Source organism: Mesorhizobium sp. BHscii (assembly GCF_053848065.1).
The window spans coordinates 21210-41504 of the sequence record NZ_JBSPKW010000017.1; the positions used below are offsets into that span (position 1 = coordinate 21210).

The following is a 20295-nucleotide window of genomic DNA, read 5'->3' on the forward strand; positions in this document are numbered from 1 at the left end:
ACGTTCGACGGTTTCGCTTGGATCGGCGGTCCGTCTGCGGCATGCGCAGAACCAATCACCTTCTGAGATACAGCCATAGGGTCGTCGGCGCCAGGATCGCGGTCAGCGCTACCGGCGCGATCAGGGCGAGGACGACCTGACTGAGTGTCGCCCCGCCACCCATCAGCCCGCGCAGCGCCGTCGTCATCAGCGACACTGGATTGACTTCGACGAAAGCCCGCAGCCAGTCCGGCATGGTTCCGGGGTCGACCATGATGTTGGAGGCGAAGACGAGAGGGAACAGGAAAGTAAAGCCGAGCGTCATCACCGTGGTTGGCGTGCGGATCAGCAGGCCGAGCACGATGAATACCCAGCCCATGCCGAACCCGATGGCGATCAGCATGGCGAAGGCGGCAAGCACGCCGGGGATGCCTGCCTCAGGCCGGTAGCCGAGGATCAGCCCGATGGTGAGAATGATCGAGGCGGCAATCAAATGGCGCAGGATGTCGCCCACCATCAGGCCGGCGAACGGAGACAGCGACCAGATCGGCAGCGATCGGAAGCGGTCAAACAAGCCCTTGCCGAGATCGGTCGACAATCCCATGCCCGAATAGACTGCGTTAAACACCACGGTCTGAACCAGGATGCCGGGTAGGAAGAACTGCAGGTATTCGCCAGGCGAACCGGCGAGCGCACCGCCGAAGACGAAGGTGAAGAGCAGCGTGAACATGATCGGAGTCATCACCAGATCGAAGAGCTGCTCCGGCACATGCTTGAATTTCAGCACAGCGCGCCATCCGAAGACGAGCGCGTTGGAAAGGGCTGATGGGGTTCTAGGTCGGGCGACGCTTTGCAGCCGCTGCAGGGATGTCGTGTCGATCATGGCTTGTCGCCTTCCTTGCGGCTTTCACTCAGGCCCGGCTGGCCCGTCAGCGCGAAGAAGACCTCCTCGAGGCTGGGCTGGCCCATGGAGAAATCCGACAGCTCGATGCCGGCGGCGACCAGCTCGGCCAGCGCCTCGTTGGCGGTCTTCGCTGTGCGGGCAAGGACGGAGAGCTCCGCGCCTTCGGCACTGCGTTGGACAGGGTGCTCCAGCCGGCGTTCCAGAATGGTCGCCGCTTCGTCCAGCCGAGCGACATCGGCGAGCGCGACATGGAGAAAGCCGGAGCCGGTGGCCGCCTTCAGTTCGCGGCTGGTACCCTCGGCGATCTTCCTGCCGTGGTCGATGACGGCGATGCGCGCTGCAAGTTGATCGGCCTCTTCGAGATATTGGGTGGTGAGCAGGATGGTGACGCCGGCCTCGGCGAGGCCGCGGATCATGCCCCAGACATCCTTGCGGGCGTTCGGATCGAGGCCTGTGGTCGGCTCGTCAAGGAACAGCACGCCCGGCGTGACGACCAGCGAGGCGGCTATGTCGAGCCGCCTTCGCATGCCACCTGAATAATCCCTCACCTGCTTCGTCGCCGCTTCGGACAAGCCGAAAGCCGCGAGCAAATCGTCCGCACGAGCTTTCGCGGCGCGACCGCGAAAACCCCAGAGTCGGGCGAGCAGGACGAGGTTCTCCCGGCCCGTCAAGTCCTCGTCGAGCGAAGCGAACTGCCCGGTCATCGCGATTGCCGCACGGACCTCATGCGGGGCCTGCACGAGATCGTGCCCCATCACGGTCGCGGAGCCGGCGTCGGGGCGCGACAGCGTCGCGAGCATCCGCATCAGCGTTGTCTTGCCGGCGCCGTTCGGGCCCAAGATGGCGAAAATCATGCCGCGCGGCACATCGAGATTGATACCATCGACCGCGCGCAGCTTGCCGAATGTCTTGACCAGGCCGCGAGCGGAAATGGCCGACTCGGCAAGGCCCATAGAAGGCACACCCTTAGGAGAAGTATCGTTCATGCAATCATCACGCTAGAGGCTCCGACCATCTACCTGGCCGCCGAGGCTGAAGAGCCGGTCGGATCATATGTCGGACAGGTCTCTACTCATTTCGGGGTTTTCACTCGATCACGGCGCAGGCCTGACGATTTCCGGCATCACCTGCAGGCTGGCTTTTGTAGTCGTCCTGTCCGCCGTGGATCATCAATGCCTTGCCTCGTATGGCCGTATCTCCCCCATCCAGCTTGACCACGCTGTTGAAAGCCTGGGAACGCAAAACGCCGTCGGGGCCGACCCGCTGATTTGGCATATCGCCCGCGTGCGGGCCTTTCCCGGTGAGGTATCCATGTTCGGCATTCGTCGGATTGAAGTGCCCACCGGCCGAGGCATGGCCGGTCTGATGGTCGCACTTCCCGGTTTCGTGAATATGGAATGCGACCCATTCACCCGCCGGCAGTCCTGTTACCTCCAACGCTATCAGCACGCCGTGCGCCGTCTCGGTCAGCGTGGCCGTTCCGTTCTTCTCGCCAGCCATGTTGACGAATTCGGCTTTCGCGGTCGCGGTGTCCTGAGCCGCTGCAGGCATCGCGACCGCCAGCGCCAACCCTGCTGTTGCAACCAATTTTTTCATCAACTCGTCCTCCGGTTGTCCAAGGAAGCCAAACATCAAAGGGGTCTCTTCGTTCCATTTGGGAATGAGTTTTCGTATCCGGCACGGCCGCCAGGGAAGCGACGCCGACAACTTTTTCGATGTGCCTCAGTTTACACCCATTCGAAGAGTTGCGCGGTTTGCCAGCCCGCCAGCAGTATGATGAGAATGCCAACGAGCCTGAGAAGCGTCTTTTCTGCGATTGACTTCACTACCCATCCCGCAATCGGCGCTGCGACTACGCCGCCAAGGATCAAGCCGGCGACAGAGAGTAGATTTTTCGTTAGCTCTCCTGCCTCCTCCCAGTGGCCCGTTAGCACCGCAAACAAGAAGGTCAGAGACACCGAGAGCGTGATGAGGAACTCGCTGGCATTTACCGTACCAATAATGTAGCGGGGCGTCCCGCCAAAACCGAGAAGGCCCGTCGTTACGATAGGTCCCCATCCGCCACCCCCTGCCGCATCAAGAAATCCACCACCAAGTCCAAGGGGAGGTACCGCGCTTGCAGGGACCGGATTGCTTGGGATCCGCCGGAAGGAACGGAACAGGAGCCAAGCTCCGACGAGCGCAAGGTATGTGGTCACATATGGCTTCATGACCGCTCCCTCAAACGAGGTGAGCACAAAAGCGCCGAGAACGCCGCCGAGAACGCCAAACGGCATCAGGCGCCAGAAAAGCTTCCAGTCGATATTGCGGTGATAGAGGTGAGCCGAACCCGAGGCCGCAGTGGTAAACAGCTCAGCCGCGTGAACTGAAGCCGAAGCGTGTGCAGGAGATACGCCAAACCCCAGTAATGTTGTCGAGCAAACCACGCCGTAGGCCATGCCGAGAGCCCCGTCCACAGCTTGAGCTACAAACCCTACGAGCGCAAAAAGAATGAACTCTTGCATTTGGCTCTCCAACAAAGCGCGGGTCGTAATTGCCGAAAAGACAATTCACCAAACGCCTCGCATCGACAATGGTGACGACGAACGGGAAATTGTCCACTCGATCGACGCCTTTCCTGTACCTTCAGTCGTTCAGCCTCTTAGGATATCGAGAGCGATCTCTCGAATTGGATGTTCGGGTAGCCGCACCTCCTCTGACCTGAGGTTCACGCGTCGGGTACGGGTCGGGCGCGGACTTGCAGCTCCACCGCATATCTGTTTAATTGCCGCCATCCACAGGGGTGCTCCGTATCGTCGGGGCTGAGAGATGGGCTGCAAGCCCGTAAACCCTAGAGCTGATCTGGATAATACCAGCGGAGCGAGGCGGGCGATGTTTTCTGACATTTCTCTTTATCCGAGGACCGGCGATTTCGTCGGTGTCGACATCTCCGCGCTCGATGCGCTCGACCCTTGTCGCGATCAGTTGCGCATGGGCACAGGCGATATTTCGATGCTGCCGGTCGGCCGGCTCCAGGGCCATGTCACGATCGAGCTTACGGTTTCGGCCAACAGCCCGGCCCCGCGCTGATCTTTTCGCGCCAGACAGGTCTCGCATGTCCCAATCTTTCTCCGCCGCGCCGCGAATCGCAGCCTTGTTCGCCAAGACCGGACCGGCCTTGCTATCTGTCGGCACGCTGGTTTTGGCTTGGGAGCTCTATGCGCGCATCTCGGGCATCTCGCCCACCACGCTGCCCGCGCCGTCACGCATTCTCGCCCAGGCCATCCAGCAGCGCCAGGCGCTGTTCGACAACGCCGTGCCGACCATCAGTGCCACATTGGTGGGCTTCGCCTGCTCGCTGGCCGTTGCCTTCCTTCTTTCGGTGCTGATCGATTTCTTCAAACCGCTGCGCCGCGCCCTGTTCCCGGTCTTCATCATTAGCCAGACGCTGCCGCTGGTGGCGATCGCCCCCCTGGTCGTTCTCTGGTTCGGCTTCGGGCTGACGCCGAAGATCATGCTGGTCGCCCTCGTGACTTTCTTTCCCATGCTGGTCGCGCTGGTGCAGGGTTACGAATCGACGGATCGGGACATCTCGGCGCTTCTGAGTTCGATGGGCGCTTCCCGCATGCGCATTTTCCTGCTGGCCCGCCTGCCGTCCTCGCTGCCCTATTTCTTCGCCGGGCTGCGTATCTCGATCACCTACGCCGTGGTGGGCGCCATCTTCGCGGAATATGCCGGCGCAGCCAAAGGGCTCGGCATCTACATGCTCAACGCCAAGAACAATTTCCGGCCCGATCTCGTGCTCGCAGCCGTGCTGATCAGCGCCTTGCTCACGCTGGCCCTGTTTGCCGCCACGGTGCTGATCCAGCGCGCCGCCATGCCATGGGAGCGGCTCGATGCCGCACGAAAATCATGAGCAGACGGCTGGAGCTGCGCCAAGTCAGCAAGCGTTTTGGCGACATTGACGTGCTTGCCGGCATCACCCTGCATGTCGAGCCGGGCGAATTCGTTTCAATCCTCGGCCCCTCCGGAGCCGGCAAATCCACGATCTTCAGATTGCTGACGGGCGGTCTCGAAGGCTACGGCGGCGGTGTCGCCTTCGACGGGCGGCCATTGGCCGACGCGCGCCGACCGTTTGCCTTCATGCCGCAGCACGATCCCCTGATGCCTTGGCGCACGGTTATCGACAACACCGCGCTCGGTTTGGAAGTGCAAGGCATGTCCCGCAAGGCGGCGCGCGACAAGGTGGCGCCGCTCTTCGGCGAATTCGGCCTTGCGGGCTTCGAGCAAAGGTATCCGGCGCAGCTCTCGGGCGGAATGCGCCAGCGCGCCGCGCTGTTGCGTACCGTCGTGCAGGACCGCGCCATGCTGTTGCTCGACGAACCGTTCGGCGCACTCGACGCCCTCACGCGCACCGGCATGCAGCGCTGGCTTGCGATGATGTGGGACCGACACCGCTGGACCGTCCTGCTGATCACCCACGACGTGCGCGAGGCAGTCTTCCTGTCCGACCGCATCTATGTGCTGAGCAGCCGCCCCGCCCGCGTGCTGCGCGAAATCGCCATACCTCTTCCGCGCCCGCGCACGGATCTTGTCTCGCCGGAAGCCAGCGGCATCGAAGCCGACATCCTCGATACCCTGCTCGATCCACAGCCCGCCCAAAGGACATGACCATGCTTTCCAGACGCCTCTTCATCGCTGCCGCATTGATCTCCGGGCTCGGACCCGTCACGTCCGTCCGCGCCCAGCAGACTGTCACCGTCGCACTAGACTGGACGCCGAACACAAACCATGTCGGGCTCTATGTCGCCCAGGCGAAAGGCTTCTACGCCGAGGCCGGGCTCGACGTGCAGATCCTGCCCTACAGCGACACTGCGGCCGGTACGCTGATCGCCAACCGCGTGGCTGATTTCGGTATATTGGGATCCATAGGATTGTTCACCCAACGCACCGCCGGCGCCGACCTCGTCGCCACCTACGCCATCATGCAAACAGAAATCGGCAGGCTGGTGTTCAATGCCGACCGCGCCGATATACAGTCCCCAAGGGACCTGGACGGCCTGACCTATGGCGGTTTCGGCAGCGCCTGGGAGAATGCGCTGATCGGCACCATCATCCGCCATGGTGGCGGCGAGGGCAAATTCGAAACGGTGACGCTGGGCACCTCCGCCTATGAGGCCTTGGCCAATGGCGCAGTCGATTTTACGCTCGAAGTCTATACTTGGGAGGGGATCAAAGCGGAACTTGACGGCAAGGCTCAGCGCGCCTTCCGCTACGCCGATTACGGCGTGCCCGACCAACACACCAATTTCATTGGCTCGAGCCGGGCCTACCTCGAAAAGAACAAGGACACGGCAACTGGGTTCATCGCCGCGACCAGGCGCGGCTATGCCTTCGCCGTCGAACATCCGCAAGAAGCGGCTGATATCCTGATCGCAGCAAACAGCGACGTCCTGACCGACCGTCCGCTGATCGAAGCATCCCTGAAGGCGCTGGTCGACGGCCACTATCTGCAAAGCCCCACCGGCGCGATCGGCACTATCGATCCAGCAAAGATGGAGGCGATCGGCGACTACCTGTTCAAGGCCGGCGCCCTGCGCGACAGCGATGGGAACCTGATCGGCGAACGCCCCGATTTCGCGGCCTATTACAGCAACGCCTATATAGCCGGCGAAAAATGAGCCCGCCGCTGTGCATATATCTCAATGCCGTGATCTTTGGCCTCGGCAGTCACGAGGCCGGTTGGCGCATACCCGAAAAGCGACCCGCTTGCCTCGACTAGCCTCGACTATTGGGTCGACCAGCAAAGCTTCATCGACGACGTGATGCCTTTGCTGGAGCGTTCGGAAGTTTTCGACGCCGGGGGTGAGCGCACCCTTCGCGAGCGATACGGCCTGCCAAGTCTTTAGGTCTAGAATCGAACAGGGGCGCGTGGCGGTGCTTACTCACGACCAGGCCCGGCTCCGGACTGACGTGATGGCTTCGTGTAGCGCTTTGGCGTCAGTTCCGCCCCGGGTTGGCCGTTCAACCGTTTCTTGAGAATGTCAATGAGGCTGATGGTGACCGCGATCACCGCAGGGCCGAGGACGAGTCCGGATGCTCCAAAGAGGACGATGCCACCGACCGCGCCGATAAAGGCCATCACTGTGTGGAGCCGCAACCGGCTCCCGACAAGCATCGGATAGAGCAGATTGTCGATGCCGGCGACGACGCCGCCGCCCCAGATGGTCAGGATCGCTGCGCTTGCCCAAGACCCTTCCAGTGCGAGATAGATCGCTGCCGGCACCCAGATCACGAATGCGCCGAGCACTGGCACGATGGCAAGAAGTCCCATTACCAGGCCCCAGAAGACCGGCGTGGGCAGGCCGAGCCACCAGAACATCAGGCCGCCCAGCGTTCCCTGCACAGCGGCGACAAAAACGGTGCCTATCAGGATCGCATGTACCGTCTCGGCAAGGCGCGACAGCATGTATGCCGTCTCCGGTGCACGCAGGGGCGAGAGACGCTCGATGCCCCGCAGGGCGGATTCACGGTCCCGCAGAAAATAGAACAGCAGATAGAATGTCAGCACGAACATCACGGCCTGATTGATCGAGCCGCGCAATAGCGATGTGCTTTGTCCCGTCAGCCATTGCACAAATGCGGCGACCGTGCCGGCCGGATCGAGTTGGTTCTCAACCCACTGGGCAACCGCCGAAAGCCTGGGATAGCCCGACACGAAGGCATCTGTGTTCCAACCCCGGATGACCTCCTCCAGATAGGTGGCGCCGTTTACCGCCTCGCGAACAAGCTGCTGTGCCACGAAGATGAGCGGCAGGCCGACTGCAACCGCCGCGATGCTGACTGACATCAGTGCAGCCAGGTTTTGGTTCCTGAGCCTTTCCTCGACCCGTCGATGAGCCGGATACAGGACGATTGCCAACACCAGCGCCCACGTCAATGCGGGCAAAAAAGGCAACGCCAAGAGATAGCAGACATACAGACCGATCGCCGTCGCGGTCACGATGCCGAGCAATCTCATTTGTTTCATATCGGGCATCTGTTTCAGGTCGGGCACCTCTCGCCGTCTCGCAAACCAAGCGAGCCTAGTGGATTTCCCGACAAAATGGCAGCTTCCGTTGCCGCACCCCTACGGCTAGGCCGCTGTGGAATATGACGACAATGTCACGGACATTTTCTCGCTCATTGGGCTGATTATGCCGGCTGGGCACCCGTGCCCGATGCCAGCACCGCGGCCTGCCCGGTCGTGGATGCTCTGACCTACGGCGGTTCTACAGCTCGCTCGCGAACTCGCAGCTTCACAGGACCAATAGAAAAAAGGCCGGACTGTTGAAGTCCGGCCAGGCATGAAGGTTTAAAACCTCCAGAGGGGAACGCGCCGGACGCAATGGGAGGAAAACATCCGACGCAGTGCGTATATGGGTCGCCTCGGTTGACGTTTCAACGAGATGTGGTGGGCCACATCAGCCGCTCCATAGAGCCACATCCGAAGATTCATCGTCACGGTCTGCGGCAGCTTCGATTGCCGCTGACGAACAGGCGCGCATGCCGCGCGACCTCGCTACCGGCGCTCTACAGATTCCGCCAGATGGCGAGGGCACGGGAAAGGCCGGCGTAGCTCGCCATCCTTGATGCGGCTTCGCAGACTGTTTTGGATCTCCCGGAAGCCGCTGAACGACGACCGAGATAAATCGTGGCAGCTATTGGCATAGCCGCCACGACAAGGGTCTCACCAGCCTAGTCGATGTCGAAGGATACGCCTTGGGCCAGCGGCAGCGCCTTGGAATAGTTCACCGTGTTGGTGGCGCGCCGCATGTAAGCCTTCCAGGCATCGGAGCCCGACTCGCGGCCGCCGCCGGTCTCCTTCTCGCCACCGAAGGCACCACCGATCTCGGCCCCTGATGTGCCTATGTTGACGTTGGCGATGCCGCAGTCGGACCCGTCGACGCCGAGGAAGCGCTCGGATTCCTGCAGGTCGCGGGTGAAGATCGACGACGACAGCCCCGCTCCGACCGCGTTGTGCTCGTCGAGCACGGCGTCGAAATCCGAGTACTTCATCACATAGAGGATCGGCGCGAAGGTCTCTTCCGTCACCGGCGAGACCTGCTTGGGCATCTCGACCAGCGCCGGACGAACGTAATAGGCGTCGGGATGGCCATTGTCGACCCGCGTGCCGCCGGTCACCTTGCCGTCGTGAGCGGCGGCTTCCTTCAACGCGTTCTGCATGCTGTCGAAGGCTGCCTTGTCGATCAACGGTCCGACCAGCGCGGATGTCTCCAGCGGATTGCCGACCGAGACGCTTTCATAGGCCTTCTTGAGGCGCGGGACAAAGGCATCATAGATGCTCTCATGCACGAACAGGCGCCGCAGCGTCGTGCAGCGCTGCCCGGCCGTGCCCATGGCGCCGAACGCAATGGCGCGCAAGGCCATGTCGAGATCGGCCGTCGGGCAGACGATGCCGGCATTATTGCCGCCGAGCTCCAGCACAGCGCGCGCAAAGCGTTTTGCCAGCCGCGGACCGACATCCCTGCCCATGCGGGTCGAGCCGGTGGCCGAGACCAGCGGCACCTTGGGATGGTCGACCAGAATTTCGCCGACGGCGCGATCGCCGATCAGCACCGACGTCAAACCTTCCGGAGCATCGCCGAAACGCTCTGCCGCACGCTTGAAGATCGCCTCGCAGGCGAGCGCCGTCAGCGGCGTCTTTTCCGAGGGCTTCCACACCACAGCGTCGCCGCAGACCAGCGCAAGCGCCGCGTTCCACGACCACACCGCGACCGGGAAGTTGAAGGCCGAAATCACGCCGACGACGCCCAGCGGGTGCCAGGTTTCCATCATGCGATGACCGGGCCGCTCGGTGGCGATGGTCAGGCCGTAGAGCTGGCGCGACAGGCCGACGGCGAAATCACAGATGTCGATCATTTCCTGCACTTCGCCGAGCCCTTCGGACGGAATCTTGCCGACCTCGATCGACACCAGCCGGCCAAGCTCGGCCTTGTGCGCGCGCAGTTCCTCGCCAAGCAGCCGCACCAGCTCGCCGCGCTTCGGTGCCGGCACCAGACGCCAGGCCTGGAAGGCCTTGTGGGCGGCATCGATGGTCTTTGCCGCACCGGCCGGCGAGATCGTCTTCAGCGCGGCGATCTGCTCGCCTGTCACCGGGCTGCGCACGATAAGATCGCCGCCCGAAAGCGCGTCCTCAGCGACACCCAGTTTCGCCAGTAACCCGGCTGTTTCCTTTGCAATCGTCATTTTCTTTCCCTTTCAGATCCCGTCGCTCATAATGCATGTCGCCCAAAAGTGCGCAGCGGTTTTGGGACAACGACATGCATAAAACAAACTTGCCAAAGCCTTGTGCCATGCCGTCCCTGTACCGATCGGCACATCAGGCGCTGTCATGGCGTGGCATTACTCGTTTCAGGGAAAAATCGCCACCCCGGCATGGTCTAAGCCAAGGTCAGACCGTTGAACCAGTGACTCGTTCAGCGCGCTGTCTGCGCGGTTCCCCGCGCGGCGCCTTCCTTCATCAGGCGGTCGATATGCATGCGGATATGGGCGGCCTCGGCTGCCGTGTTGGCAAGAGCGATGGCACGGTCGAAGGCGATGCGCGCCTCCTCGCCACGACCAAGCTGCATCAGCAGGCCGCCTTTGAGGCCGAAGAAATGGAAATAGCCGGAAAGCCTTTGCTCCAATGGCTCGATCATGGCAAGTGCCGCTTCCGGCCCGCGCACCTTGGCGACCGCGACGGCGCGATTGAGCGTCACCACCGGCGACGGCTGCATCTGCTCGAGCAAGCTATAGAGCAGGTCGATCTCGTTCCAGTCCGTATCCTCGGGCTTCGCCGCCCGCGCATGCAGGGCGGCGATCGCGGCCTGCACCTGGTAGGGACCCGGCTTCTGGTGGCGCAGCGCCTTGTCGACCAGCGCCAGCCCCTCGTCGATCATCTTGCGGCTCCACAGGCTGCGATCCTGGTCTTCGAGCAGCACGATCTCGCCATTCTCGTCGAAACGCGCCGGCGCACGCGCATGCTGGAGAAGCAAAAGCGCCGTCAGGCCCATGATCTCCGGCTCGGTCTGGAACAGCCTAAGCAGCAGCCTGGCCAGCCGGATTGCTTCTTCGCAGAGCGGCGCGCGGGCCGGTGCCTCGCCGCTGTTGGTCGAATAGCCTTCGTTGAAGATCAGGTAGACCATGGCAGCGACGGCGGCCAGTCGTTCGGACCGCTCAACCGCACCCGGCGTCTCGAACGGCACGCCGGCATCGGCGATGCGCGCCTTGGCACGGGTGATGCGCTGCTCCATGGCGCTTTCACTGACGAGGAAGGCGCGGGCAATCTGCTTGACGGTCAGGCCTGAAACGATGCGCAACGCCACGGCGATCTGCTGCGTCGCCGGCAGGTCGGGATGGCAGCAGATGAACAGCAGCCGCAATATGTCATCGCGGTAGTGCGCGCCGTCCAGCCGTTCGGCGATGTCGGTCTCGGCATCTTCCAGGTCGGAGATCTGGTCCTCTTCCGGCAGCGGCGCCTGCTTGGCACGTTTGCGCACCGCGTCGATGCCGCTGTTGCGGCCGACGAAGATCAGCCAGGCTGCCGGATCGCGCGGCGGGCCGTTTGTCGGCCAGTTCTTCAGGGCTCGCAGGCAAGCGTCCTGGAAGGCTTCCTCCGCCGCATCGAGATCGCGGAAGTAGCGCAGCAGCGCGCCCATCGCCTGGGGGCGGGCAGTGCTGATCGCCGTGCTGATCCAGGTAAGGTCGGTCATGCGGAAACCTTGGCGGGATTGAAGAGCGAAACCGGCCGTATCTCGTAGGAGCCGCCGCTCGGGTTGACCTCGGAAAGTTCACGCGCAAAGTCGACGGCCTCCTCGAGATCGGCGCATTCGAGCGTGTAGAAGCCGAGGAACTGTTCCTTGGTTTCGGCAAATGGTCCGTCGATGACGACCGCTTCGCCTTTGACCTTTCTTAGGGTTGTCGCAGCGGTTGTCGGCAGCAGCCGCGCGACCGGGCCGAGCCGGCCCGCCTGAGCGTATTTTTCCTGCACGCCCAGGAGTTTTTTCATGACAGCGTCATCTTGCTCCTTGCTCCAGGAGCAGACGACGTCTTCGGAGGCATAGCAGAGGATCGCGTAAAGCATGGGTCGTCCTTTTCTCTGTCAAAGGACGAAACACTAGGGCCTATCCCGACATGACGTCGACAAAAAATTACGTCCTGCACGGATCACGAAAGCCTGCGGCGGCTCCGTTCGGTTCAGCTCCCCTGCGCCTTCAGCCATCTCAGTACGAGAGCCTCTTCGTCGTCAAGACCGGGTATCGATCGTTTCCGCTTGTTCGCATCCGCTATTTCGCTGAGCAGCCGTCCTTCGGACCAGGCATCGAAAACTTGCGGGTGGATGTAACATCTGCGGCAGATGGCGCGGGTGTTGCCCAGCCGCTCGGCGACCTTGTCGATGAGGCCGTTCATCACCCGCTTCTGTTGTGCCCGGCTTTCCGGTCGTTCGGTTTGCGCAAACAGTGACGCAGCATGGATAGTGCCGCCCCAGGTTCGGAAGTGCTTGGAGCTGAAATCCGCCCCTGCCGTCTCCCTGATGTAGCGGTTGACGTCGTCGGATCGGATCGGTCGCCTGCTTCCGTCGTCGTCGAGATACTGGAACAGCTTCTGGCCCGGCAGATCCTGCGCCCCGCGCACGATCCTGGCGATCCGGCGATCGACGAGCTTCAGCTTCCATTCCTTGCCGGACTTGCCTTTGAAAGCGAAACGCAGGCTCGAGCCATTGATGTCGACATGGCGGTCGCGCAGCGTGGTCAGCCCAAAGCTGTTGTTGTCGCGAGCGTAGGCGGTATTGCCGACGCGGATCATCGTGTTGTCGAGCAGCCAGACCACAGCGGCGACAACGCGTTCCAGCGGCAGGCCGTGACGGCGCAGATCGGCATCGATCTGGCGTCGCAGCTCAGGCAGGCTTTCTGCAAAGGCAACCAGGCTCGAATATTTGACGCCGTCACGCTCCTCCGCCCATAGCGCATGATACCGATATTGCTTGCGTCCGCGCTGATCACGGCCTGTCGCCTGGATGTGACCGTCAGCATCCGGCGAGATCCACACATCCGTCCACGCCGGTGGAATGGCGAGCGCCCTGATGCGGGCCATAGTGTCGTCGTCGACACCCTGCCCGTCAGGCCCTTTATATGAGAATCCCTTGCCAGCCCTGAGACGCCGGATACCGGGCTCGGCGTCGGTGAGGTAGGTAAGCGAGGCTCGATCGGCAGAGGCTTGCGACCCATTTGTCGGCGCCCCGTCTTTTGGTGCAGCCTCCTTGCCAGCCGATCGGCCGGATGGCGACCCGGATTTGTCCAACATGTCCTCTCCGCGAGAAATTTTCCCGTAGATAAGCGCCGGACCCGCCGCTGGTTCCGCGAATGGCTTTCAGAATGATGTCAGGCTCACCGCGTGTGCGTTCGAGGAGCCGTCCTCTGTCTACGTTCGGCGCCTACAAATCGAGTGCGGCCTCGCTTGCCGTTATGCCTTTTCCAGCACGACTGGAATGACGTCGACTGCTTGCTCGCCGACCTGCCCTCCGGTTGTTTTCAGGACGCCGACGATCGGCGCTACATCCGAATAGTCCCGGCCATGGCCGACGGTGATGTGGTCGTTGCTTGCCCGCATGCCATTGGTCGGATCGAACTCCTGCCAACCGGTGTCGCGCCCGCACCACACCTTGACCCAGGCATGCATGGCGTCGGCCCCTTCCAGCCGCGGTTTTCCGCGCGGCGGAATGGTGCGCAGGAACCCGCTGACATAGCCGGCGGGGACACCCAGGCCGCGCAGGCCGGCGATCATGATATGCGAAAAGTCCTGGCAGACGCCCCGCTTCAGGTCGAAGGCATCGCTTGCCCGGGTCTGCACCGTAGTCGCCTCGCCATCATAGGTGAAATCGCGGTAGATACGGTTGCACAGGTCCATGGCCGTGCTGACAGCGGAGTTGCCGGCACTGCTCCGCGCGTAGGCCGTGATCGCCGCATCGATGCCGGCATGGTCGCTGGCGGCCAGAAAGTGATGCGGTGTATCAGGCGACAGTGACCGCACCGCATCGAGTTCCTCCCTCAGCCGGCGAATGTCGGGCGACACGTCAAGCCCAGGTTCCGGCCGCGAAACCGCGACGCGCGCGCTCATCCTGATGTCGAGCGCATCGTGAACGTCGCGAAAGGCGATCGACGTGACATTGTTGCCAAAGAAATCGGAAAAATCCGAGCGTTCGCTCGGCGCCGGTGCGAAGGACAGCGAAGCGGCGATCACGCGCTGCACGCCCGATATCGTCGGCGGCAGCACGCGCACCTGATGGCGGCCGCCGCCGGCCGCAGCATCGTAATCGTAACGCAGATTGAGCCTGATGTCGTAGAGCATGCCCGCCTTTATCCGAACCCGTCCCTACCCGAAATAGGATTTGGCGAGGCTGTTGTAGAGGCCGCCGATCTCGTTGGCGAGATCGGCCAGGGCCGGCGCCGTCATGTCCGATGGCTCCTTGATGGCGATCGCCGTGTTGAGCTGCAGGATCTCTTTCGCCGCCGGCGACATGTGCCCCTCGCCGCCGACAGCAGGCAACAGCGCGATTTCGGCCTTCAGCCGCTCGAGCTGGAACAGGATGGAGCGCGGGTTGAGCGGATCGAGCACCAGGAGGTCGATCACAGTGCGCCGGCCGGCCTGCACCGGATACTGCCGCCGGTGGGTCATGACGCTGTCGCCGATCTCCAGCATCATGTCGAGCGCGCCGTCCGGCGCCGCAGCCCTGGTCAGCCTGGCGAGCGTGCGGGCAATCTGGATGCCGCGTTCCAACCGCCGGCCGATCTCCAGGAAGCGCCAGCCGGTGAAGCGGTACATATTCTCATGCAGCAGGCCGGAAAACCCGGCGAGCTTGCGCAGGATGACCGTCATCGCCCGCGTCGCATCATCGCCCGGCGCCACCGTTGTGGCGAATTGATGAATGGTCTTCGACAGATCCTTCAGCGCCAGCCAGCCATCGGGCGAGAAGCGGTCGCGGATTTGTCCGGCGCTGTAGACGGCGCTGTCCAGTGTGCCGATCAGCCCCGGCGGGATCGCGGTTTCGACGTCGATGCCGAACGGTTCGAGATAATCTCTGATATCGGCAAGCAGCGGCATGTCCGGGTCGGATGCCTCGGCCAGCCGCACGTGATAGGCGCGCAGGATGCGCACCGTGTCTTCCGATCGCTCGATATAGCGGCCGAGCCATGTCAGGTTTTCCGCCGCGCGGCTGGGCAGGCTGCCCGGCAAGGTGCGGGTGAAGGTGTCGTGCTCCTGCGGCAGCAGCGTCTCGCGCTCCACCGGTCTGTCGCTGACCACCCACACATCCGCCGCCTGGCCGCCGCGCTGCATGGCGATTGCCGTCGGGTCGAGCGAAAAGCCGACGCGGGCAAAACCGCCGGGCATCACCGTCCAGCCTTCCGCGTTTCGCGCCAGATAGACGCGCAGGGCTGCTGGTCGCGGCTCCAGCCAGCCGCCGACATAGACCGGCGTGGTCGAAAGCGTCACCGCTTCCTGTCCGACGAAGTCGCCGCCGTCCCTTTCGATCCGGGCTATCAGTTCGGCCCGCTCCCCGGCAACCAGCGCCGAGCCCAGCCTCGTGGAATCGTCATCCTCGAAGGCAAGCCGCGTCGACAGCGCCGGACCGATCACCATGCGGTCGAGGTTAGCCAGCACATGGTCACGGTCCGCGTCCCGCCCGCACCACCACGTCGCGACACTCGGCAGCAGAAGTCCCTCGTTGCGCAATTCGCGCGAAATCTTCGGCAGGAAGGCGAACATCGCCCGCGTTTCCATCAGCCCGGAGCCGAGCGCGTTGACGGCTGAGACGGCTCCCCGGCGGATCGCCTCGACCAGCCCTGGCGTGCCGATCTGCGACTCCGGCCGCAACTCCAGCGGATCGGCGAAAGCGGCGTCGAGCCGTCGCCACAGCACGCTGACCGGCATAAGCCCCGAAACGGTGCGCACCATAAGCCGGCCGCCGGAGACGGTCAGATCCTCGCCTTCAAGCAGCATGATGCCGAGATAGCGGGCGATATAGGCATGTTCGTAATAAGTTTCGTTGAGCGGCCCCGGTGTCAGGATGGCGACACGGCCGCCTGATACCTTGGCCATACCGTTCAGCGCGTCGCGAAAGCGGCGGAAGAAGCCGGCAAGGCGATGCACGTGCATCTCGCCATAGATGTCGGACAGCGCACGCGTGGTTGCGACGCGGTTTTCCAGCGCAAAGCCGGCACCCGATGGCGCCTGCGTGCGGTCACCCAGCACCCACCAACGGCCGTCCGGTCCACGGCCGAGCTCGAAGGCGCAGAAATGCAGGAAATGGCCGCTGGCCGGTCTGGTGCCGACGACCGGCCGCAAATATTCCGGGCTGGCTGCGATCAGCCCCGGCGGCAAGATGCCCTTCTTGACCAGGCGGTTCGGCCCGTAGATATCGGCGATCGTTTCCTCGAACAGCTCGGCCCGCTGAACCAGCCCGGCGCTGATCGCGGCCCATTCCTGGTCCTCGATCAGCAGCGGCACATGCGCCAGCGGCCATTCGCGCTCATTGGCGCCGGCCTTGTCGTAGACGCGGTAATAGACGCCGGCGTCGCGCAGATACTGGTCGGCGCGAGCGAAGCGCTGGGCGAGCTTTTCGGGGCCCAGTTCCTCCAGTGCCTCGATGAAGTCCTTCCAGACCGGGCGGGGATTGCCTGATGCATCGACCATCTCGTCGACGACACCGTCGATCGGCTGATAATGCTCCAGCAGGTTATGCGATCTGCCGCGTATTTTCTTGTGATTCCCCTTTGCCATGGCTGATCAGAGTCTTGCAGGTCGCCTGAGGTCAAGGGTCATCGGGAAATCCTCAGAGGCTTGTTCGTCGCGCAGCACGTAGCCGGACGGCGTATGGCCACGCGGCTCGAAGCGGGCGAGCCGTCGCGCCTCCGCTTCATTGCCGTTGACCGGGAAGGTGTCGTAACTGCGCCCGCCGGGATGTGCGACATGGTAGACGCAACCGCCGATCGCCCGGCCCGACCACCGATCGTAGATGTCGAAGACCAGCGGCGTATTGACCGGCAGCGCGGGATGCAGGCCCGATGCCGGCTGCCAGGCCTTGAAGCGGACGCCCGCCACCGCGATCTCTCTGGTGTCGGTCACCTTCATCGGCACGATGCGGCCGTTGCAGACGACCGCGTGACGCTCCGGGTTAAGCCCTTCGGTCTTCACCTGCAGCCGCTCGACCGAGGAATCGACGAAGCGCACGGTTCCGCCGATGGCGCCCTGCTCGCCCATGACATGCCACGGCTCCAGCGCTTGCCGCAGTTCCAGCTTGATGCCGGCATGCTGGACCTCGCCGCAGAACGGGAAGCGGAATTCGAGCTGCGCGCCGAACCATTCGGGACGGAATTCAAAGCCGTTCAGCTTGAGGTCGTCCAGCACGTCGAGAAAATCCGCCCACACATAGTGCGGCAGCATGAAACGGTCATGCAGCGACGTGCCCCAGCGCACGAAGCGGCCATCGAGCGGATTCTTCCAGGCGCGGGCGATGATGGCGCGCACCAGCAATTGCTGCGCCAGACTCATGCGCGCATTGGGCGGCATCTCGAAGCCGCGGAACTCGACCAGCCCCAGCCGGCCGGTCGGCCCGTCGGGCGAAAACAGCTTGTCGATGCAGATTTCCGACCGATGCGTGTTCCCCGTCACGTCGGTCAGAAGGTTGCGGAACAGCCGGTCGACCAGCCACGGCAACGGCGCGCTGCCACTGTCCGGATGCGGCACCTGCGCCATCGCGATCTCGAGCTCGTAGAGCGAATCGTGGCGCGCCTCATCGAAACGCGGCGCCTGGCTGGTCGGGCCGATGAACAGGCCGGAGAATAGATAGGACAGCGACGGGTGCCGCTGCCATTGCAGGACAAGGCTCTTCAGCAGGTCGGGGCGGCGCAGGAACGGGCTGTCGTTGGGTGTTGCGCCGCCGACGACGACATGGTTGCCGCCGCCTGTGCCGGTGTGGCGGCCGTCGATCATGAACTTGTCGGCGCCGAGCCGCGTCTGCCGCGCCTCCTCGTAGATCGCTGTAGTCGTCGCCACGCAGTCCTGCCAGTTCGCAGCCGGATGGATGTTCACCTCGATGACGCCGGGATCCGGAGCCACGCGGATGACGTTGAGGCGCGGATCGTGAGGCGGACCGTAGCCCTCGATATGCACCGGCAGGCCGATAACCTTTGCCGCGTTCTCGGCCGCTGCGACCAGTTCGAGATAGTCTTCCAGCGCCTCGACCGGCGGCATGAATACACAAAGCCGCCCGTCGCGCGGCTCGACCGACAGTGCGGTGCGCACCGCGCCGCCGATCTCGGTGATTTCCTGTTCGACACGGTCCTGCTGGCCGGTCGCGGCGGTGAAGGACGCCGCCTGCTGGCGTCGCACCATTTCGTCGGCGCCTTCCAATTCGGCTGGGGCAGCCTCCGGTAAAGGAGCGGCTCCAGGCAAAATAGTCTCGCGCGCCGGCAATGGTCCGCGCGGCAGGGAAGGATCGACCGGCACGATATACGGGAACTGCGCCGGCGGCACATGGGGCAGCGTGCCGAGCGGCAGGCGGTAGCCGACCGGTGAATCTCCCGGCACCAGGAACAGCTTGCCGCGCCGCGTCTTCCACTTCTCCGAACGCCAGCGCGGTCCGGACGCTTGGCTGTTCCAGCGCTGGACAGGCAGCACATAGCCCGATGGCTTGGTCAGGCCGCGTTCGAACACCCGCGCCATGCGGCTGCGCTCCTCGGGGTCGTCCAGCTTCGAATTGGACGGATCGACATTTTCCGGCAGCTTGCCTTCCTTGAGCAGCCACTCGGCCGGGTCCTCATAGGCTTCGCTGACCATGGTCTTGTCGATGCCGAGTTCATCGGCAATCGCCGTCAGCAGGCCTTCAGCCTGCTTCGGTCCGACAACTGCTTCGCTGTTTTCCCGTGCGATCAGCGATGGATCACTCCACACCGGCTCGCCGTCGGCGCGCCAGTACAGCGAGAAGGTCCAGCGCGGCAGGCTTTCGCCCGGATACCACTTGCCCTGCCCGTAGTGCAGGAAGCCACCGGGCGCGAAACGCTCACGCAGCCGGCGGATCAGCGCATCGGCTTTTTCGCGTTTTGTCGGGCCGACGGCGGCGGTGTTCCACTCCTCCGCCTCGAAATCGTCGATCGACACGAAGGTCGGCTCGCCACCCATGGTCAGCCGCACGTCCCCGGCCTCGAGCACGGCATCGACCTGGTTGCCCAACGCGTCAAGCGCCTGCCAGCTTTCGTCGGAGAACGGCTTGGTGATGCGTGGATGCTCGGCGATGCGGTCGACCCGCATGTCGAAGCCGAACTCGACATTGGCGAAGCTGGCCATGCCGGAAATAGGCGCGGCGTTGCGGAAATGCGGCGTCGCGGCGAGCGGCACATGGCTTTCGCCGGTGAGCAGTCCGGAGGTCGGGTCGAAGCCGATCCAGCCGGCGCCTGGCAGATAGACTTCGCACCATGCATGAAGATCGGTGAAGTCGACGGCGGTGCCGGGCGGCCCGTCAAGCGCGACGAGGTCGGGTTTCAGCTGGATCAGATAGCCGGAGACGAAGCGCGCGGCGATGCCGAGGTTCCTCAGGATCTGCACCAGCAGCCAGCTCGTGTCGCGGCACGAGCCTTTCTTGGCGGCCAGCGTTTCCTCGGGTGAGAAGACGCCGGTTTCCATGCGCACGATATAGGCGATCTCACGTTGCAGGCGCGCATTGAGGTTGACGACGAATTTGACGGTGTTGGTAGGACTGCGATCGATGGTCTGCAGGAACGCCGACAGCAGCGGCCCGGCCGGCTCCGGCGTCCGGTAGATGGCGAGATCGTCGCTGATCTCTTCCGGATACTCGAAGGGAAACGTTTCGGCCGACGGCTCGACGAAGAAATCGAATGGGTTATAAACCGTCATGTCGGCAACGAGGTCGACCTCGATCTTCAGCTCCGTCACAGGTTCCGGAAACACGAAACGCGCAAGGAAGTTGCCGTAGGGGTCCTGCTGCAGATTGACGAAATGGTTCGCCGGCCCGACCTTCAAGGAATGGCTGAGCACCTTGGTGCGGGAATGCGGCGCCGGCTGCAGCCTGATGACCTGCGGGCCGAGAACGACCGGCCGGTCATATTTGTAATGGGTCAGGTGGTAGACGGCTGCCAGAATTGCCATGGGGCCCCGAAAATCGGCGTTTCAAACGAATTCGCCGAACCCTGACACAAATGCTGGCCATTCTCCAAGCAGGGATGTTGCGGTGCACCTAATTTAAGCAGCTATTGAACGCAACTCCGCTTAATGCGACTGGCCACCGCTGGCCTCCAGCATCTGCGATTGGCGAAGGCCTCGGGTCTTCGTCGTCCTGGGGCGGAGCAAGAAGCGAAGCGCAGACCCCAGCATCCATG

The 20295-nt window shown here is 63.2% G+C and carries 16 protein-coding genes and 1 riboswitch; of the genes, 4 read left to right on the forward strand and 12 right to left on the reverse strand.

The window, feature by feature from the left end; all coding sequences use genetic code 11:
• Window positions 1-55 precede the first annotated feature (55 nt).
• The 4 genes from ACWTU7_RS21875 to ACWTU7_RS21890 all read right to left on the reverse strand — a co-directional run bounded on the left by ACWTU7_RS21875 (window position 56) and on the right by ACWTU7_RS21890 (window position 3387).
• A complete protein-coding gene (locus tag ACWTU7_RS21875; RefSeq protein WP_029349756.1) occupies window positions 56-862 on the reverse strand; it encodes an ABC transporter permease in 807 nt (268 codons plus the stop codon).
• Entirely contained in the window at window positions 859-1869 is a 1011-nt protein-coding gene (locus ACWTU7_RS21880; protein ID WP_455840202.1) for an ATP-binding cassette domain-containing protein, read from the reverse strand. The genes ACWTU7_RS21875 and ACWTU7_RS21880 overlap by 4 nt, the downstream gene beginning before the upstream one ends.
• Before the next feature lie 100 nt (window positions 1870-1969).
• A complete protein-coding gene (locus ACWTU7_RS21885; RefSeq protein WP_095517262.1) occupies window positions 1970-2479 on the reverse strand; it encodes a superoxide dismutase family protein in 510 nt (169 codons plus the stop codon).
• Between the two features lie 131 nt (window positions 2480-2610).
• The gene (locus tag ACWTU7_RS21890; protein ID WP_455840203.1) at window positions 2611-3387 is read right to left on the reverse strand and encodes a sulfite exporter TauE/SafE family protein; all 777 of its coding nucleotides are present in this window, start codon (window positions 3385-3387) and stop codon (window positions 2611-2613) included.
• A gap of 264 nt (window positions 3388-3651) precedes the next feature.
• A riboswitch (TPP riboswitch) is annotated at window positions 3652-3764 on the forward strand.
• Between ACWTU7_RS21890 and ACWTU7_RS21895 the strand changes: the two genes are divergently transcribed.
• The 4 genes from ACWTU7_RS21895 to ACWTU7_RS21910 all read left to right on the forward strand — a co-directional run bounded on the left by ACWTU7_RS21895 (window position 3755) and on the right by ACWTU7_RS21910 (window position 6543).
• Complete coding sequence (locus ACWTU7_RS21895) at window positions 3755-3952, forward strand: hypothetical protein (RefSeq protein WP_455840204.1); 198 nt, start codon at window positions 3755-3757, stop codon at window positions 3950-3952. It overlaps the preceding riboswitch by 10 nt.
• 25 nt (window positions 3953-3977) lie before the next feature.
• Complete coding sequence (locus ACWTU7_RS21900) at window positions 3978-4778, forward strand: ABC transporter permease (protein WP_455840205.1); 801 nt, start codon at window positions 3978-3980, stop codon at window positions 4776-4778.
• Complete coding sequence (locus tag ACWTU7_RS21905; protein ID WP_455840206.1) at window positions 4775-5533, forward strand: ABC transporter ATP-binding protein; 759 nt, start codon at window positions 4775-4777, stop codon at window positions 5531-5533. Before ACWTU7_RS21900 ends, ACWTU7_RS21905 begins: the two co-directional genes overlap by 4 nt.
• Window positions 5530-6543 (forward strand): ABC transporter substrate-binding protein, encoded by a 1014-nt coding sequence (locus ACWTU7_RS21910; RefSeq protein WP_455840207.1) that lies wholly within the window; start codon window positions 5530-5532, stop codon window positions 6541-6543. Before ACWTU7_RS21905 ends, ACWTU7_RS21910 begins: the two co-directional genes overlap by 4 nt.
• A 260-nt stretch (window positions 6544-6803) precedes the next feature.
• On the opposite strand, the gene ACWTU7_RS21915 is transcribed toward ACWTU7_RS21910, so the two are convergent.
• From ACWTU7_RS21915 to ACWTU7_RS21950, 8 genes are all read right to left on the reverse strand, one after another.
• Window positions 6804-7919 carry an AI-2E family transporter gene (locus tag ACWTU7_RS21915; RefSeq protein ID WP_455840208.1) on the reverse strand — a complete coding sequence of 372 codons (1116 nt, stop codon included), beginning with the start codon at window positions 7917-7919 and terminating at the stop codon, window positions 6804-6806.
• A 680-nt stretch (window positions 7920-8599) separates the two neighbouring features.
• The gene (amaB, locus tag ACWTU7_RS21920; protein WP_095517189.1) at window positions 8600-10111 is read right to left on the reverse strand and encodes an L-piperidine-6-carboxylate dehydrogenase; all 1512 of its coding nucleotides are present in this window, start codon (window positions 10109-10111) and stop codon (window positions 8600-8602) included.
• Window positions 10112-10341: 230 nt separating this feature from the next.
• Complete coding sequence (locus ACWTU7_RS21925) at window positions 10342-11616, reverse strand: RNA polymerase sigma factor (RefSeq protein ID WP_455840209.1); 1275 nt, start codon at window positions 11614-11616, stop codon at window positions 10342-10344.
• Entirely contained in the window at window positions 11613-11987 is a 375-nt protein-coding gene (locus tag ACWTU7_RS21930) for a YciI family protein (RefSeq protein WP_029349747.1), read from the reverse strand. Before ACWTU7_RS21930 ends, ACWTU7_RS21925 begins: the two co-directional genes overlap by 4 nt.
• Window positions 11988-12100: 113 nt before the next feature.
• A complete protein-coding gene (locus ACWTU7_RS21935) occupies window positions 12101-13207 on the reverse strand; it encodes a DNA topoisomerase IB (protein WP_455840210.1) in 1107 nt (368 codons plus the stop codon).
• A gap of 159 nt (window positions 13208-13366) precedes the next feature.
• The gene (locus tag ACWTU7_RS21940) at window positions 13367-14251 is read right to left on the reverse strand and encodes a transglutaminase family protein (protein ID WP_455840211.1); all 885 of its coding nucleotides are present in this window, start codon (window positions 14249-14251) and stop codon (window positions 13367-13369) included.
• 24 nt (window positions 14252-14275) lie between these two features.
• Window positions 14276-16681 (reverse strand): circularly permuted type 2 ATP-grasp protein, encoded by a 2406-nt coding sequence (locus ACWTU7_RS21945; protein ID WP_455840212.1) that lies wholly within the window; start codon window positions 16679-16681, stop codon window positions 14276-14278.
• Between the two features lie 6 nt (window positions 16682-16687).
• Window positions 16688-20065: a transglutaminase family protein gene (locus ACWTU7_RS21950; RefSeq protein ID WP_455840213.1), complete on the reverse strand. Its 3378-nt coding sequence runs from the start codon at window positions 20063-20065 to the stop codon at window positions 16688-16690.
• Window positions 20066-20295: the final 230 nt, after the last annotated feature.

What these genes read in the sequence shown, in the direction of transcription:
- ACWTU7_RS21875 (WP_029349756.1), bottom strand. Translation starts at nt 862, where the DNA reads ATGATCGACACGACATCCCTGCAGCGGCTGCAAAGCGTCGCCCGACCT.
- ACWTU7_RS21880 (WP_455840202.1), bottom strand. Translation starts at nt 1,869, where the DNA reads ATGAACGATACTTCTCCTAAGGGTGTGCCTTCTATGGGCCTTGCCGAG.
- ACWTU7_RS21885 (WP_095517262.1), bottom strand. Translation starts at nt 2,479, where the DNA reads ATGAAAAAATTGGTTGCAACAGCAGGGTTGGCGCTGGCGGTCGCGATG.
- ACWTU7_RS21890 (WP_455840203.1), bottom strand. Translation starts at nt 3,387, where the DNA reads ATGCAAGAGTTCATTCTTTTTGCGCTCGTAGGGTTTGTAGCTCAAGCT.
- ACWTU7_RS21895 (WP_455840204.1), top strand. Translation starts at nt 3,755, where the DNA reads ATGTTTTCTGACATTTCTCTTTATCCGAGGACCGGCGATTTCGTCGGT.
- ACWTU7_RS21900 (WP_455840205.1), top strand. Translation starts at nt 3,978, where the DNA reads ATGTCCCAATCTTTCTCCGCCGCGCCGCGAATCGCAGCCTTGTTCGCC.
- ACWTU7_RS21905 (WP_455840206.1), top strand. Translation starts at nt 4,775, where the DNA reads ATGAGCAGACGGCTGGAGCTGCGCCAAGTCAGCAAGCGTTTTGGCGAC.
- ACWTU7_RS21910 (WP_455840207.1), top strand. Translation starts at nt 5,530, where the DNA reads ATGACCATGCTTTCCAGACGCCTCTTCATCGCTGCCGCATTGATCTCC.
- amaB (WP_095517189.1), bottom strand. Translation starts at nt 10,111, where the DNA reads ATGACGATTGCAAAGGAAACAGCCGGGTTACTGGCGAAACTGGGTGTC.
- ACWTU7_RS21925 (WP_455840209.1), bottom strand. Translation starts at nt 11,616, where the DNA reads ATGACCGACCTTACCTGGATCAGCACGGCGATCAGCACTGCCCGCCCC.
- ACWTU7_RS21930 (WP_029349747.1), bottom strand. Translation starts at nt 11,987, where the DNA reads ATGCTTTACGCGATCCTCTGCTATGCCTCCGAAGACGTCGTCTGCTCC.
- ACWTU7_RS21935 (WP_455840210.1), bottom strand. Translation starts at nt 13,207, where the DNA reads ATGTTGGACAAATCCGGGTCGCCATCCGGCCGATCGGCTGGCAAGGAG.
- ACWTU7_RS21940 (WP_455840211.1), bottom strand. Translation starts at nt 14,251, where the DNA reads ATGCTCTACGACATCAGGCTCAATCTGCGTTACGATTACGATGCTGCG.
- ACWTU7_RS21945 (WP_455840212.1), bottom strand. Translation starts at nt 16,681, where the DNA reads ATGGCAAAGGGGAATCACAAGAAAATACGCGGCAGATCGCATAACCTG.
- ACWTU7_RS21950 (WP_455840213.1), bottom strand. Translation starts at nt 20,065, where the DNA reads ATGGCAATTCTGGCAGCCGTCTACCACCTGACCCATTACAAATATGAC.